This window comes from Bacillus cereus group sp. BfR-BA-01330 (assembly GCF_022663885.1).
In the GTDB taxonomy this organism is placed as follows: domain Bacteria; phylum Bacillota; class Bacilli; order Bacillales; family Bacillaceae_G; genus Bacillus_A; species Bacillus_A cereus.
On sequence record NZ_JAKUGK010000015.1, the window covers coordinates 1 to 14,122 of the forward strand.

Below are 14,122 nucleotides of genomic sequence, written 5' to 3' on the forward strand. Positions count from 1 at the left end.
TTTGTCTAGCATCTAAAATAAAAATTGACGTTTCACGTTGTTTGTTTCGTTCAGTTTTCAAAGAACTACTTGGTCGCTCATTTGCGACTTCCTTATGTTAACATCTTCGTTAGTTAATGTCAACTAAGTTTTTCAATTTCTTTTTGTCGTTTTCTGCGTTTCCGCATCAGCGACGGTTATTAATTTAACATATACAAACTATTAACGTCAACACTTTTTAATAAAAAATTCTTTTTCTTACATAACGAATACATTCTTCTGTGTTAGCTACTCTCCGGAATAAACAGAAAATGATTTTATATCTTTCTTCCATAGCTTTTTTTACAACTTCATGAATACGCTCATCTTCAAAATCAAATAAAAGTTCCTCTAATTCTCTCTTCAATATGTATTCCATTTCTTTTCTCTCTTCTTTTGTCAACATCAGCCCAAGCAAACAATCACCTCAATAATTCCTTACGCAACAATAAACGTTCCGCTCATTTTCAATTATCACAATCCTATCATCCATTATATCCACTACTTACGATATTAATCCTTTGTTCTCTTTTTTATATTTCCAGCATATATGTAACTGAAAAGGATTGGACAAAGGGGCGTAATATTATGTTTTTCTTTTTTATTACGAGTAAGAGAAATTTTAAACACATTAGCTTAATAGTAATACTGTCCTTATTTACAGCATGGCTACTCTTTTTAAAAACATATTCACATGAATCTGCTTTTTCAACTGCTACAGGCCCTAAAGTAATTTACAAGGGAGACACCGCTAAAAAGCAAGTTGCATTTACGTTTGATATTAGTTGGGGAGACAAAAAAGCAATTCCAATCCTAGATACTCTTAAAGAAAGAGAAATTAAGAATGCAACCTTCTTCCTTTCTGCTGCATGGGCCGAAAGACACCCTGATATTGTAGAGCGCATCATGAAAGATGGACACGAAATCGGTAGTATGGGGTACAATTACACATCCTATACTTCTCTAGAGACAAATGAAATAAGACGAGACCTTTTACGAGCACAAGATGTTTTTACGAAACTTGGTGTAAAACAAGTCAAGCTGTTACGTCCACCTAGTGGCGAATTTAACAAAGCAACCCTTAAAATCGCAGAATCACTTGGATACACCGTCGTGCATTGGAGTAATAATTCAAACGATTGGAAAAACCCAGGTGTAAATAACATCGTTTCTACTGTTTCTAATAATTTGAAAGGTGGAGATATCGTCTTATTACACGCATCCGATTCTGCCCTTCAAACAAATAGAGCTTTACCGTTGCTCCTGCAAAAAATAAAAAGTGATGGATATGAGCAAATATCCGTATCACAACTTATTTCCAACACAAGTACGAAAAGTGAAGATGTGAAGTAGCTTCTTCCCTACTACTCTTCACGCATAAAAAGCTCTACTACCTTTCAAGAAGGTGGTAGAGCTTTTTTAATCATACCATTTACAACATTATAACTGCTGTTGTATAAAACCTCTCTATTAAGCTGATTTACTTGTTTTTCCGATTAAACGATGTAATACAAGTAATTGATATGCATTACATAACAATAGCGGTATAACCATTAAATATAACCAATCTGTATCATTAATCCGAAGCGCCGGTACCCATTCAAGAATCGTTACAACAACCATAAAGAACAGAGCTGGCACAAATGCTTTTTTATTTGTTTCTTTACTTTTTACATAAGCAACAATTGCTCCAAACACAAATAACATTCCAGCAACAAGTATATTATTCCCTAACGAGACTTCCCCATTTGCAATAAGTACAGATCTTAAATACACAAAATCAAATAATACGAATGCAATAAAGAAGAGCTGGACTGCATTCCATAAAGAAGATGAGCGAAACATCCCTAGTCCAAAACGGTGGATTGTTAAATATGCAAAGAATCCCATTTGACTTATAACACTAAAAATAAATCCTACACCCATCAGCCAGAAAGATACTGCTAAAATCTCCTTACCGTCGAAATTTTGAAAAAATTTATTGTACTTGTCCCACTCCAAAACAAAACCAATAATGACTGTGCTAATCCCACCAAGAAACAACGTCGTTAAAAATAGTCGTACCCACTTGCGGCTATTCACAACACATCCCCCATTATCCTTATATTTCTAATTAAATTGTATCAATGACAATTTCAAAAAGCTAGCCATGTTCATGTATAAATTCCTTAAAGATATTTATATTAAAAAGAGAGAACTGTGCTGAAAGGAGTTCCAACTTATGAAACGGATGCTATTCATTTTCGTTTCTTCTTTTCTACTTATCGCACTTGCAGCATGCGCACAAGGAAAAGAAACGAAATCCGAACTAGATTACGATCAAACAAAGAAAATGATTGTTGATATTTTAAAAACAGATCAAGGTAAGAAAGCTATTCAAGATGTATTAACTGATGAAAAAATGAAACAAGCACTCATACTAGATGAAACAGTAGTAAAGAAAACGATTGAAGATGCCATGGTATCCGATAAAGGGCAACAATTCTGGGAAAAGCTCTTTAAAGATCCTGAGTTCTCATCAAAATTTGCTAAAAGTATGGGGAAAGAACAAACTCAATTAATGAAAACCTTATTAAAAGACCCTGAATACCAAGCAGGCGTTATAGAAATTATGAAAAATCCTGAAGTAGAAAAAATGATGTTACAAACAATGAAGAGTAAAGAATACCGTCAATATCTACAACAAGTACTAACAGAAACTGCTGAAAGTCCACTCTTCCAAGCCAAGATGATTGATATCATTAGTAAAGGTGTGCAAAAAGCTGAAAAAGGCGGATCTGGTAAGAAAGAAGCAGGCGGTGACGGTGGTTCTCAAGGCGAGAAGAAGGAAGAACAGTAAAAAATAATAACTATAATAACGAGTGGACAATTTATATATTGTTCACTCGTTATTACTTTATCTTGCTATTAACACACAAAATGGCCCCCTCTAATTAAGCGAAAGGTTTACTAGCAACAAAAGCCTTATTGTTGTCAGTAACAGGTGAACCCCACTGATTAAAGTTTCACTTTATTTTTGTGTAACAGCTGTTTTATCAATTACTGTTTCAGCTATTTTACTATAAATAATACCCGTTGTATGTGTATCTTCATATACTGAAGGAGCAAAGTCTTCTTTATTCCAATCGGGTTGTTGCAGTGGAATACGACCAAGAACATTCGTTTGTAATTCGGTAGCTAACTTATCTCCCCCGCCTTTTCCAAATACATATTCTTTCTCACCAGTTACCTTACTTTCAAAATATGCCATATTCTCAACAACACCAAGAATACTATGTTCAGTGCGCAATGCCATCGCTCCAGCACGCGCTGCTACAAACGCAGCTGTTGGATGAGGCGTCGTTACAATAATCTCTTTGCAAGATGGCAACATTGAGTGCACATCTAACGCAACATCACCTGTGCCTGGTGGCAAATCTAGTACTAAATAATCTAAATCGCCCCATTCTACTTCTGTGAAGAAGTGGTTTAACATTTTCCCAAGCATAGGTCCTCTCCAAATAACTGGTGCATTATCCTCTACAAAGAAGCCCATTGAGATTACCTTTACACCTAAACGTTCCACCGGAATTATCTTGTCACCTCTTACGATAGGACGTTTTTCTATCCCCATCATGTCTGGCACACTAAAACCGTAAATGTCCGCATCAATAATACCAACTTTTTTTCCTAAACGAGCTAAAGCAACTGCAAGGTTAACGGAAACAGTTGATTTTCCCACGCCACCTTTTCCACTCGCTACTGCTAAGAATGTTGTTTTTGAATTAGGTGACAATAAAGATTCACTTTGCTCTTCTTCTTGTTCCGGTGCAAACTGAGCTAATTCCTCTTCTGTAAATTCTGCAAAACGAAGTCCAACTGTTGCTGCCCCAAGTTCTTTTACTAACTTTACAATTCCAGACTGCAACTGCATTTGTTCCGCTGTACCGGTTTTTACGATTGCAATTTTGACACTCACATGTTCCTTCTCTGGCTTGACTGTTACCTCTTTAATTGCACTTGTTTCTTTTAATGTTTTATGTAAAAACGGATCTACAATCCCTTCTAACGCTTCAACCACTTGCTCTTTCGTTACCATAATTAGCCCAGCCCCCTGTATGAAAAATAACGTAATGTTAATTGAATTTATCTCTGCTTATCCATGAAATAAATGCGTTTACATTTCCAGTATAACATATTTTCCGAAAACTTCGTTAACGAGAGAAGCTCAAAAAAATCCTCCTTATTCTGGAGGATTTCCTTTTTCCGTGAAATAACGTAATATACCACGGTATATTGCAGCTGCTACCTTTTGCTGATATTTCTCCGAATTTAACATATACCTTTCGTTCACATTCGATAAAAAGCCAGCTTCAATTAAAGCACCTGGTGTTTTAGAATACTTTAATAAATATACATGCGAAATTGTCTTAGCAGAACGATTCGTGTTCTCTAAACTTGTTCTCAATTCAGCCTGTATAAATTTTGCAGCACGTTCATTTTCAATCGAAGAGCGGTAATAGAACGTTTGTGCGCCTTTCGATCCACTACTAGTTAAAGCATTTAAATGAATACTTGCAAAAAAATCTACATCAGGTTTATTGATGATTTCTACACGTTTTTTTAAATCCTCTGCTTTACGTCTACTATATGACTTTGTATCTTTGTTAGCTAAATCATAATCTCCCTCACGCGTTAAAATAACTAGTGCACCTTGTTCTTGTAAATAGTCTTGTACCTTTTTTGTAATTTCAAGCGTAATATCCTTTTCTATAATATCCTTTCCACCAACAGCCCCTCCATCTGGTCCACCATGCCCAGCATCTAATACAATTACTTTCCCTGATAAGGGTAAATTCCAAGCTCGCCACGATTTTGTAATTTGAAATTCTTGCTTGACTAAAAAAAACAATACAACCGCAGCGAGTGCAAAAGAGATAATTCGAATTCTCTTCATACCTTTCCTCCTCCAGCTAGTCCCTCTAATTACTTATATGGGACAAGAGGAAAGTTTATGCTTGTCTTAATGAAGCTTTAATCGATATCTTCTTTCACCTTTTTCATACCCTTCTTGCCACCACAATCCTATAAACTGCTGACAAGATTCAAAAAGTAACTCCTCATCTTTCAACTTTATTTCTCGCATAGTCATACTCGTTAAAAATTGAAATAGCGTTTCAGTTAATTGTTGTTCTTCTTCTAAAGCTCTATATTTCACATCAAAAAACGATTCACCATAATAACCAAATTTACTGTATCTCGCTCCTAATAAATAAGATTCTATCCCTAATTCAATACAGTAATCTTCATACTGACGATGAAGCTCTTGCATTTGAAAGGCATCACGAATATTTGAACGCAATGTTTTTAATGATAATTCCCGCAACATCTTCCGCTCGTATTTTAACTGCTTTTCTTTTTGTTTTTCTTGTAAGCTGACAATGACATTCATAGTACATATAAACCTCCCTAATACGTATTAGTCTAAACTTCTAAAGAAGAAGCATACGCGCGGCGGTAGCACTAAAATATTCCAAGCTATAAAAATTGCAAAAGAGGAATGAAACATAAAAAAACCCCAACCAAAATGGTTGGGGTTTGTAGTTCGCAAAAATTAACGTTTTGAGAACTGAGGTGCACGACGTGCGCCTTTAAGACCGTATTTTTTACGCTCTTTCATACGTGCGTCACGAGTTAATAGACCTGCACGTTTTAGTGTTAGACGGTATTCTGGATCAGCTTTTAATAAAGCGCGAGAAATACCGTGACGAATAGCACCAGCTTGACCAGTGTATCCACCACCATTTACGTTTACAAGTACATCGTAGTTACCTAAAGTTTCTGTTGCAACTAGAGGTTGTTTCACTACTTCACGTAATGCAGCAAATGGGATATAGTTTTCAAAATCACGACCGTTAATGATAACGCGTCCTTCGCCTGGAACTAGGCGTACGCGCGCTACTGAACTCTTACGACGTCCAGTGCCATAGTATTGAACCTGTGCCAAAGTAAGCCCTCCTTTAATTAATTATCCGCGAAGTTCGTAAACTTCTGGTTTTTGTGCTTGGTGTGGATGCTCTGCTCCAGCATACACGTTAAGTTTCTTAGAAACTTGACGGCCTAAGCGTCCTTTTGGAAGCATGCCTTTAATTGCAAGCTCTAACATTTGTACAGGGTAGTTTGTACGCATTTCAAGAGCTGTTCTTTGCTTAAGTCCACCTGGGTGGTTAGTGTGACGGTAGTAAATTTTATCGTTTAATTTATTACCTGTTAAATGAATTTTCTCAGCGTTAATAATAATTACATGATCACCCGTGTCAACGTGTGGTGTAAATGTAGGTTTGTTTTTACCACGTAAAATGGATGCTACTTCACTAGCAAGGCGACCTAAAGTTTGACCTTCAGCATCAACCACATACCATTTACGCTCAACTTCGTTAGCTTTTGCCATAAAAGTCGTACGCATGTGTTTCCCTCCTCGTTATCTTTTCCATAGAAAAAATCTATTGTTTATCTTAAACACGATTTCCTTCCGGGGCTAATCGTGGTTTTAGAAACAATACCATATGTTATGATATACTTTTGAGTTTCTAATGTCAAGCAAATGTTACACCAGGATTAGTTGTTATAGTTTACCTCCCATAAGTAAAGCCCATGACCTGGAGCCATCTTTCCAGCAAACTGACGATTTTGTTTCGCTAAAATCTCTGGAATGCTATCAGGATCAAGCTTTCCTTGCCCTACGCTAAGTAACGTACCAACAATAATTCTGACCATATTATATAAAAATCCATTACCTACAAAACGAAAAATTATTTCATCATCTTGTTCAATTAACTCGATTTCATAAATTGTTCGCACTTTATCTTTTTTGTCAGTTTTTGCCGAACAAAAAGAAGTAAAATCATGCGTTCCAATAAAATAAGGAATTGCTTTTCTTATAGAGTTGATTTCGAGCGGGTATGGATATTGATATACGTAATTTCTACGGAATACATCCGCAGTCTTTGATAATAATACACGATAACGATATTCTTTTTTCTCAACACCGTAACGTGCATGAAATTCTTCTGTTTTTTTCTCTACTTGCCTAATAACAATATCATCTGGCAACATTGTGTTTAAAGCATTACTCCATTGCCACTCTTCAAGAGACAAAGGAGTATCAAAGTGTATTACTTGTCCTTTTGCATGAACTGTAGAATCTGTTCTACCAGATGCCTGAACACGAACAAGTTCTCCCTTATGCAATTTCTGCAATGCTTTTTCTATCTCCTGTTGAACAGTACGATGGTTCGGCTGAATTTGATAACCACAAAAATGCATGCCATCATATGCAACCGTACATTTTATTCTATCCATTTCTCTATTCTCCATTACGATCGCACCCATGCCAAAATACAAGCTAAACAAAATAAGCTGACAATCGTTACTGTATCGCTTGTTTTCCAGCGTAGTTGCCTAAATTTAGTACGTCCTTCACCACTTTGATATCCACGAGCTTCCATCGCAATGGCTAAGTCCTCTGCACGCTTAAAAGCACTGATAAACAGAGGAACGAGCAGTGAAATAATAGCTTTCATTCTATCTTTTATCGGTCCCCCGGCAAAATCAATACCACGTGACGCTTGTGCTTTCATTATTTTACTCGTTTCATCCATTAATGTCGGGATAAAACGAAGAGAAATTGACATCATTAATGCGATTTCATGAACAGGAACCTTTATACGCTTCAACGGCTTTAATAACGTCTCCAAACCATCTGTAATTTCAATAGGTGTCGTCGTTAACGTTAATAATGTCGTCATTAAAATAATAACGAAGAATCGTACAGAAATGTATATCCCTTGCTCTAATCCTTTTTCATATATCGAAAACCAACCAAGCTGGAATAGTACATCCCCCTCTTTATTTGTAAAAATATGCAGGAAAAATGTAAAAAGAAAAATCCATAAAATTGGTTTTAAGCCCGAAAGTACATAACGAATCGGCACTTTTGCAAAAAATAAAGCAATGAGTGCATATAAAAATAAAAATCCATATGAAATCGCATTATTTGCTAAGAAAACAACAAATACATATAAAAAGACAATCAGCAGCTTCGTACGTGGATCAAGTTGATGAATAAGTGAATTCCCCGGGATATATCTCCCAATAATCAACTGCTGCATGATTCATGACCACCTTTTCGTAACACCTGCACAACTTCATGAGTAAGATCCTCTAAAGATAAGGTAGCCTTTGGAATTGAAATACCAAACTTCTCTTCAATTGCACGTTTATACTTTAATGACATAGGAAGATCCACACCAATTTTCTCTAGTTCATCAGCATGTGAAAATACTTCCTCTGCACTTCCTTGCAAAAAGACCGTTCCTTTATGCATAACTACAATCTGCTCCGCATACTGAGCAGCATCCTCCATATTATGCGTTACAAGGATGACTGTAAGACCCTTCTCCTTGTGCAGCTTATAAAACATCTCCATAAGTTCGTTCTGCCCTTTTGGATCTAGTCCTGCTGTAGGTTCATCTAATACAAGCACTTCAGGTTCCATTGCCAGTACACCCGCTATAGCAACACGTCTCATTTGTCCACCACTTAATTCGAACGGAGAACGTGTTAACAGTTCTGGTTCTAGCCCTACAAGTTCCATTGCCTTTCTAGCCTTTTGCCTTGCTTCGTCTACAGATACTCCAAAATTAGTAGGGCCGAAACAAATATCTTTCTCCACAGTCTCTTCAAACAACTGATGTTCTGGAAATTGAAAGACAACCCCTACTTTTTTACGTAGTGGCTTTAGCTTTTTTTCTTTCTTTCCTGCCGAAATCAAATGTTCACCAATTTGAACTGTACCATTTGTCGGCTGCAATAAACCATTTAAATGTTGAATCATCGTCGACTTTCCTGAACCAGTATGACCGATAATGGCATAATAGCCCCCACTTGGAAACGACACGTCTACATCATAAAGTGCGCGTCTTTCAAATGGAGTTTTATATTGATAACGATGTTCTACTTTTTGGAATGTAATCTCCAAAGTTCGTTCACCAAGCTTTCCATTGTAAGATGCGTATTTTGCAAGAGAATTTCATTTCTTTTTAATAATTCTGCTATTTTCACCGAAAACGGTACATCTAAGCCAATTTCTTGGAGCATATGAGAGGATTTGAAAATTTTTTCTGGAGTCCCTTCCTCTAATATTTCTCCCTTATTTAAAATAATGACACGATCTGACTGTGCCGCTTCTTCTAAATCGTGCGTAATTGATAACACGGTAATACCTTTTTGAGTAACAAGTTGTCTAACCGTTTCTACTACTTCACGTCTCCCTTGAGGGTCTAACATTGACGTTGCTTCATCTAATATTAAAATAGATGGTTGAAGTGCTAAAACGCCTGCTATTGCCACTCGCTGCTTTTGCCCACCAGATAAGGAATGAGGCTCATCATTAAGAAAATCTTCCATACGGACAAGTTGCAAGGCCTGTTCTAATCTTTCAATCATTTGTTCTCTTGGCATTCCGATATTCTCCAAGCCAAATACAACATCATCTTGCACTGTCGTTCCAACAAATTGATTATCTGGATTTTGAAATACCATTCCAATTTGTTTTCGAACATCCCATACCGTTTCCTCTGATAAAACCATTGTATCATTTACTGTAATAGTCCCTGCTTCTGGCAAAAACAAACCATTCAATAATTTTGCAAGTGTAGACTTTCCTGAACCGTTTTGTCCAATAATAGATACCCATTCTCCCTCATATAAGGAAAATGAAACATCTTTTAATGCATAAGTGGCTGCCCCAGGATATTGAAATGATATATTTTCTATCCGAAGTTTCTCTTTTTTCAATAGAAGGCACCCTTTCCTTCGCCAAGTTAGCCTATTTTTATATTTAAAAAAAAGGGCCATGACCAGTTTCTTGAAAAGAACTGTCCTGCCCTTTTAATTATCATTATACTAACTCGATAATTACCATTGGTGCTGCGTCTCCGCGACGTGGACCAATTTTTGCAATACGAGTGTATCCGCCTTGGCGCTCAGCATAGCGTGGAGCTACATCAGCGAATAGTTTTTGAAGTGCATCTTGACCAGTCTCAGCGTTAGCTACTTCATTGCGAATGAAAGCTGCTGCTTGACGACGAGCATGAAGATCTCCGCGTTTACCTAAAGTGATCATTTTTTCCACTACAGAACGAAGTTCTTTTGCACGAGTTTCTGTCGTTTGGATGCGCTCGTTGATAATTAAATCAGTAGCTAAATCACGTAACATAGCTTTACGTTGCGCACTTGTACGGCCTAATTTTCTGTATGCCATTCGTAGTTCCCTCCTTTGTTGATGGGTTTAAATCCTCAGTCGTCTTTACGTAAACCTAAACCTAATTCCTCAAGTTTATGTTTAACTTCTTCTAAGGATTTACGTCCTAAGTTACGAACTTTCATCATATCTTCTTCTGTTTTGTTCGCAAGCTCTTGTACAGTATTAATTCCTGCACGTTTTAGGCAATTATAAGAACGAACAGAAAGGTCTAGTTCTTCGATAGTCATCTCAAGAACTTTCTCTTTTTGATCTTCTTCCTTCTCGACCATAATCTCAGCATTTTGTGCTTCATCAGTTAAACCAACAAAGATATTTAAATGCTCAGTTAAGATTTTGGCACCTAAAGAGATAGCTTCTTTTGGCCCGATGCTTCCATCCGTCCATACATCAAGCGTAAGCTTATCATAATTAGCCACTTGTCCGACACGTGTCTTTTCCACTTGGTAAGTCACACGTGATACTGGAGTATAAATAGAATCAATAGGAATTACTCCTATTGGTTGATCTTCGCTTTTATTTGCATCAGCTGGCGTATACCCACGGCCACGCTTTGCAGTTAAACGCACGCGGAAATGCGCATCTTTTGCTAACGTTGCAATGTGTAAATCTGGATTTAAGATTTCTACATCACTATCGTGAGTAATATCAGCAGCTGTGACAATACCTTCGCCCTGTACATCAATTTCCAACGTCTTCTCTTCTTCAGAGTAGATTTTAAGAGCTAACTTTTTCAAGTTTAAGATGATCGTCGTAACGTCTTCTACTACGCCCTCAACTGTTGAAAATTCATGTAATACGCCATCGATTTGGATAGCAGTAACAGCGGCACCAGGGAGTGAGGATAAAAGAATACGACGTAAGGAGTTACCCAAAGTAGTACCATATCCACGCTCAAGCGGTTCAATTACGAATTTACCATATTTAGCATCTTCGTTAAGTTCAACCGTTTCGATTTTCGGCTTTTCGATTTCAATCATTAACTAAACCCTCCTTCAAAACGTCGAAACCCCGGTTAAACAAAGGTATAACCCCTGTCTAACCGAAAGTCCCCCTTAGGCAGTTCCCGATTGTGCACAACAAGCGATGTTTCTGTACGAAATTTCTCGATAATGCATCATATCCATTATAGACAAAAGGGAAAATTCTATACAGAAAAATTACACACGACGACGTTTTGGTGGACGACATCCATTATGAGGAACTGGAGTAACATCTCTAATTGCTGTTACTTCTAGACCTGCAGCTTGAAGAGCACGAATTGCAGCTTCACGACCAGCACCAGGACCTTTAACAGTAACCTCTAAAGTTTTTAAACCGTGTTCCATTGCAGCTTTAGCAGCAGTTTCAGCAGCCATTTGCGCAGCGAATGGAGTAGATTTACGAGATCCACGGAAACCAAGTGCACCAGCACTAGACCAAGAAAGTGCGTTACCGTGAGTATCTGTAAGTGTTACGATTGTGTTGTTGAAAGTAGAACGAATATGAGCTATACCAGCTTCAATATTCTTTTTCACACGTTTTTTACGAGTGTTTGTTTTACGTGCCATTGTTAGTTCAACCTCCTTTACTTATTATTTCTTTTTATTTGCTACTGTACGACGTGGACCTTTACGTGTACGAGCATTGTTTTTAGAGTTTTGACCACGAACTGGTAAACCACGACGGTGACGAAGACCACGGTAAGAACCGATCTCCATTAGACGTTTGATGTTAAGAGATACTTCACGACGAAGGTCTCCCTCAACTTTAATACGATCGATGATATCACGGATACGTCCTAATTCGTCTTCCGTTAAATCACGAACTCGTGTTTCTTCAGAAATACCTGCTTCAGCAAGAATTTTTTCAGCAGTTGTGCGACCAATGCCGAATACGTAAGTTAAAGAAATAACAACGCGTTTGTCTCGAGGAATATCTACACCTGCGATACGTGCCATTACGAATGCACCTCCTTCTGATTAACCTTGTTTTTGTTTATGTTTAGGGTTTTCACAAATAACCATTACTTTTCCACGTCTACGAATAACTTTACATTTTTCGCAGATTGGTTTAACTGACGGTCTTACTTTCATGTCTCGAACCTCCTTAAAGATTACGGAGTGCTATATTATTTAAAACGGTACGTAATACGACCACGATTTAAATCGTACGGAGATAATTCTACCGTAACTTTGTCTCCTGGTAAAATACGAATGAAGTTCATACGGATTTTACCAGAAACGTGAGCCAATACGACATGCCCATTCTCTAATTCTACTTTGAACATAGCATTTGGCAACGTTTCAAGAACGGTACCTTCGACTTCAATTACATCATCTTTAGCCATTCAATAGTTCTCCCTTCTTCAAATCAGTAACATTTTACACTGCTCTGAAATCCCGGAGAGCCAGCTACTTATAAAGTGGTAAGGATTTCGTATCCTGCTTCTGTAAGAGCAATCGTGTGCTCAAAATGGGCACACCATTTACCATCTACCGTTACCACTGTCCAGTCATCAGATAGTGTTTTTACATATCGTCTTCCTTGATTCACCATCGGCTCAACACAGATGACCATTCCCGGCTTTAATCTAGGGCCTCTATTTGGTGGACCATAGTGCGGGATTTGAGGGTCCTCATGTAAGTCTTGCCCGATTCCGTGACCAACATACTCCCTAACGATCGAGAATCCATTCTCTTCAGCATGGGTTTGAACCGCATGTGAGATATTTGATAATCTCTCGCCTGGTTTTACTTGTTCTAGACCAAGATACAACGATTTTTCTGTGACATCAAGTAGCTTTTGAACAGATTCAGAAATGTTTCCAACTGGATACGTCCATGCAGAATCTCCATGGTACCCATTGTATTTCGCACCAATATCGATACTGATGATATCGCCCTCTTTGAGCTTGCGCTTCCCTGGAATTCCGTGTACAAGCTCTTCATTTACAGAAGCACATATGCTCCCCGGAAATCCGTTGTATCCTTTAAAAGATGGCGTAGCACCATATTTTTGAATCGTCTTTTCCGCTATTTGATCGAGCTCTTTCGTTGTAATTCCTGGAGTAATGTGCTGTTTCAACTCTTGATGAGTCAAAGCAACGATCCTGCCAGCTTCTCGCATGATTTCTATCTCGCGAGGAGTTTTGCAGATTATCATTACGCTAAGCCTCCGATGAGAACATCGATATCAGCAAATACTTTATTGATATCTTGCTCACCATTAATGCTTTGTAAGTAACCAAGCTCTTCGTAGAAATCAAGCAAAGGTTTTGTTTGCTTAATATTTACATCTAAACGATTTGCTACAGTTTCTTCATTGTCATCAGAGCGTTGATATAATTCGCCACCACATTTATCGCACACATCAGCTTTTGCTGGTGGATTGAATTCTAAGTGGTAAGTCGCACCGCACTCTTTACAAATGCGACGGCCTGTAAGGCGTTTTAATAACAACCCTGAATCCACATTAATGTTTAAAACATAGTCGATTTTTTTGCCAAGATCTTTCATAATTTCTTCAAGAGCTGATGCTTGTGCAACAGTTCGTGGGAAACCGTCTAGTAAGAAACCTCTTACGCAGTCGTCTTGACTTAAACGTTCACGAACGATTCCGATTGTAACTTCATCTGGAACAAGTGCACCTTTATCAATAAAAGATTTTGCTTGTAGACCCATTTCAGTTTCAGCCTTCATAGCTGCACGGAACATGTCTCCTGTTGAAATGTGAGGGATGTTATACTTGGCAACAATCTGTTCGGCTTGTGTACCTTTACCAGCACCAGGAAGCCCCATTAAAATTAAGTTCATCCTTGTT

21 protein-coding genes are annotated in these 14,122 nt (G+C 37.7%); 2 read left to right on the forward strand and 19 right to left on the reverse strand.

Annotated elements, in window-relative coordinates; all coding sequences use genetic code 11:
- Positions 1-217: 217 nt before the first annotated feature.
- A complete protein-coding gene (locus MR112_RS27465) occupies positions 218-436 on the reverse strand; it encodes a hypothetical protein (RefSeq protein ID WP_000901147.1) in 219 nt (72 codons plus the stop codon).
- 170 nt (positions 437-606) lie between these two features.
- Between MR112_RS27465 and pdaB the strand changes: the two genes are divergently transcribed.
- Positions 607-1,371, forward strand: a complete 765-nt coding sequence (gene pdaB, locus MR112_RS27470) for a polysaccharide deacetylase family sporulation protein PdaB (protein ID WP_000464705.1) — start codon at positions 607-609, stop codon at positions 1,369-1,371.
- Between the two features lie 117 nt (positions 1,372-1,488).
- Here pdaB and kbaA read toward each other — a convergent pair whose 3' ends face one another.
- Entirely contained in the window at positions 1,489-2,100 is a 612-nt protein-coding gene (gene kbaA / locus MR112_RS27475) for a KinB signaling pathway activation protein KbaA (protein ID WP_001088527.1), read from the reverse strand.
- 139 nt (positions 2,101-2,239) lie between these two features.
- Between kbaA and gerD the strand changes: the two genes are divergently transcribed.
- Positions 2,240-2,857 (forward strand): spore germination lipoprotein GerD, encoded by a 618-nt coding sequence (gerD, locus tag MR112_RS27480; protein ID WP_000827295.1) that lies wholly within the window; start codon positions 2,240-2,242, stop codon positions 2,855-2,857.
- A 171-nt stretch (positions 2,858-3,028) separates the two neighbouring features.
- On the opposite strand, the gene MR112_RS27485 is transcribed toward gerD, so the two are convergent.
- The 17 genes from MR112_RS27485 to MR112_RS27565 all read right to left on the reverse strand — a co-directional run bounded on the left by MR112_RS27485 (position 3,029) and on the right by MR112_RS27565 (position 14,115).
- Positions 3,029-4,096 (reverse strand): Mrp/NBP35 family ATP-binding protein, encoded by a 1,068-nt coding sequence (locus tag MR112_RS27485; RefSeq protein WP_000256628.1) that lies wholly within the window; start codon positions 4,094-4,096, stop codon positions 3,029-3,031.
- Positions 4,097-4,240: 144 nt separating this feature from the next.
- The gene (gene cwlD, locus MR112_RS27490; RefSeq protein WP_000822439.1) at positions 4,241-4,954 is read right to left on the reverse strand and encodes an N-acetylmuramoyl-L-alanine amidase CwlD; all 714 of its coding nucleotides are present in this window, start codon (positions 4,952-4,954) and stop codon (positions 4,241-4,243) included.
- Positions 4,955-5,020: 66 nt separating this feature from the next.
- Positions 5,021-5,449, reverse strand: a complete 429-nt coding sequence (locus tag MR112_RS27495; RefSeq protein ID WP_001101005.1) for a DUF2521 family protein — start codon at positions 5,447-5,449, stop codon at positions 5,021-5,023.
- Between the two features lie 162 nt (positions 5,450-5,611).
- Positions 5,612-6,004, reverse strand: coding sequence for a 30S ribosomal protein S9 (gene rpsI / locus MR112_RS27500; protein WP_000079986.1), 393 nt, complete (start codon positions 6,002-6,004; stop codon positions 5,612-5,614).
- Positions 6,005-6,025: 21 nt separating this feature from the next.
- Positions 6,026-6,463 (reverse strand): 50S ribosomal protein L13, encoded by a 438-nt coding sequence (rplM, locus tag MR112_RS27505; protein WP_001260793.1) that lies wholly within the window; start codon positions 6,461-6,463, stop codon positions 6,026-6,028.
- A 152-nt stretch (positions 6,464-6,615) separates the two neighbouring features.
- Positions 6,616-7,359, reverse strand: a complete 744-nt coding sequence (gene truA / locus MR112_RS27510; RefSeq protein ID WP_002164804.1) for a tRNA pseudouridine(38-40) synthase TruA — start codon at positions 7,357-7,359, stop codon at positions 6,616-6,618.
- Between the two features lie 14 nt (positions 7,360-7,373).
- Positions 7,374-8,168, reverse strand: coding sequence for an energy-coupling factor transporter transmembrane component T family protein (locus tag MR112_RS27515; RefSeq protein ID WP_001186526.1), 795 nt, complete (start codon positions 8,166-8,168; stop codon positions 7,374-7,376).
- Complete coding sequence (locus MR112_RS27520; protein WP_242245860.1) at positions 8,156-9,037, reverse strand: energy-coupling factor ABC transporter ATP-binding protein; 882 nt, start codon at positions 9,035-9,037, stop codon at positions 8,156-8,158. Before MR112_RS27520 ends, MR112_RS27515 begins: the two co-directional genes overlap by 13 nt.
- Entirely contained in the window at positions 9,013-9,855 is an 843-nt protein-coding gene (locus tag MR112_RS27525) for an energy-coupling factor ABC transporter ATP-binding protein (RefSeq protein ID WP_000711757.1), read from the reverse strand. Before MR112_RS27525 ends, MR112_RS27520 begins: the two co-directional genes overlap by 25 nt.
- Positions 9,856-9,958: 103 nt before the next feature.
- Positions 9,959-10,321, reverse strand: coding sequence for a 50S ribosomal protein L17 (gene rplQ / locus MR112_RS27530; RefSeq protein ID WP_000331490.1), 363 nt, complete (start codon positions 10,319-10,321; stop codon positions 9,959-9,961).
- Between the two features lie 35 nt (positions 10,322-10,356).
- The gene (locus tag MR112_RS27535) at positions 10,357-11,301 is read right to left on the reverse strand and encodes a DNA-directed RNA polymerase subunit alpha (protein ID WP_000569643.1); all 945 of its coding nucleotides are present in this window, start codon (positions 11,299-11,301) and stop codon (positions 10,357-10,359) included.
- Between the two features lie 180 nt (positions 11,302-11,481).
- Positions 11,482-11,871, reverse strand: coding sequence for a 30S ribosomal protein S11 (gene rpsK / locus MR112_RS27540; protein ID WP_000101798.1), 390 nt, complete (start codon positions 11,869-11,871; stop codon positions 11,482-11,484).
- A gap of 24 nt (positions 11,872-11,895) precedes the next feature.
- Positions 11,896-12,261 carry a 30S ribosomal protein S13 gene (gene rpsM / locus MR112_RS27545; RefSeq protein ID WP_000090788.1) on the reverse strand — a complete coding sequence of 122 codons (366 nt, stop codon included), beginning with the start codon at positions 12,259-12,261 and terminating at the stop codon, positions 11,896-11,898.
- Between the two features lie 21 nt (positions 12,262-12,282).
- Positions 12,283-12,396 (reverse strand): 50S ribosomal protein L36, encoded by a 114-nt coding sequence (gene rpmJ / locus MR112_RS27550; RefSeq protein ID WP_000868344.1) that lies wholly within the window; start codon positions 12,394-12,396, stop codon positions 12,283-12,285.
- Between the two features lie 35 nt (positions 12,397-12,431).
- Positions 12,432-12,650 carry a translation initiation factor IF-1 gene (gene infA / locus MR112_RS27555; RefSeq protein ID WP_001029884.1) on the reverse strand — a complete coding sequence of 73 codons (219 nt, stop codon included), beginning with the start codon at positions 12,648-12,650 and terminating at the stop codon, positions 12,432-12,434.
- A 68-nt stretch (positions 12,651-12,718) separates the two neighbouring features.
- Positions 12,719-13,465, reverse strand: a complete 747-nt coding sequence (gene map / locus MR112_RS27560) for a type I methionyl aminopeptidase (protein WP_000582539.1) — start codon at positions 13,463-13,465, stop codon at positions 12,719-12,721.
- Positions 13,465-14,115, reverse strand: coding sequence for an adenylate kinase (locus MR112_RS27565; RefSeq protein WP_001048989.1), 651 nt, complete (start codon positions 14,113-14,115; stop codon positions 13,465-13,467). Before MR112_RS27565 ends, map begins: the two co-directional genes overlap by 1 nt.
- Between the last annotated feature and the right edge of the window lie 7 nt (positions 14,116-14,122).

Coding starts and splice junctions, on each gene's coding strand:
- rplQ (WP_000331490.1), bottom strand. CDS start 10,321: ATGGCATACAGAAAATTAGGCCGTACAAGTGCGCAACGTAAAGCTATG.
- MR112_RS27515 (WP_001186526.1), bottom strand. CDS start 8,168: ATGCAGCAGTTGATTATTGGGAGATATATCCCGGGGAATTCACTTATT.
- cwlD (WP_000822439.1), bottom strand. CDS start 4,954: ATGAAGAGAATTCGAATTATCTCTTTTGCACTCGCTGCGGTTGTATTG.
- map (WP_000582539.1), bottom strand. CDS start 13,465: ATGATAATCTGCAAAACTCCTCGCGAGATAGAAATCATGCGAGAAGCT.
- MR112_RS27565 (WP_001048989.1), bottom strand. CDS start 14,115: ATGAACTTAATTTTAATGGGGCTTCCTGGTGCTGGTAAAGGTACACAA.
- MR112_RS27535 (WP_000569643.1), bottom strand. CDS start 11,301: ATGATTGAAATCGAAAAGCCGAAAATCGAAACGGTTGAACTTAACGAA.
- MR112_RS27495 (WP_001101005.1), bottom strand. CDS start 5,449: ATGAATGTCATTGTCAGCTTACAAGAAAAACAAAAAGAAAAGCAGTTA.
- rpsK (WP_000101798.1), bottom strand. CDS start 11,871: ATGGCACGTAAAACAAACACTCGTAAAAAACGTGTGAAAAAGAATATT.
- gerD (WP_000827295.1), top strand. CDS start 2,240: ATGAAACGGATGCTATTCATTTTCGTTTCTTCTTTTCTACTTATCGCA.
- rplM (WP_001260793.1), bottom strand. CDS start 6,463: ATGCGTACGACTTTTATGGCAAAAGCTAACGAAGTTGAGCGTAAATGG.
- pdaB (WP_000464705.1), top strand. CDS start 607: ATGTTTTTCTTTTTTATTACGAGTAAGAGAAATTTTAAACACATTAGC.
- MR112_RS27485 (WP_000256628.1), bottom strand. CDS start 4,096: ATGGTAACGAAAGAGCAAGTGGTTGAAGCGTTAGAAGGGATTGTAGAT.
- truA (WP_002164804.1), bottom strand. CDS start 7,359: ATGGATAGAATAAAATGTACGGTTGCATATGATGGCATGCATTTTTGT.
- infA (WP_001029884.1), bottom strand. CDS start 12,650: ATGGCTAAAGATGATGTAATTGAAGTCGAAGGTACCGTTCTTGAAACG.
- rpsM (WP_000090788.1), bottom strand. CDS start 12,261: ATGGCACGTATCGCAGGTGTAGATATTCCTCGAGACAAACGCGTTGTT.
- rpmJ (WP_000868344.1), bottom strand. CDS start 12,396: ATGAAAGTAAGACCGTCAGTTAAACCAATCTGCGAAAAATGTAAAGTT.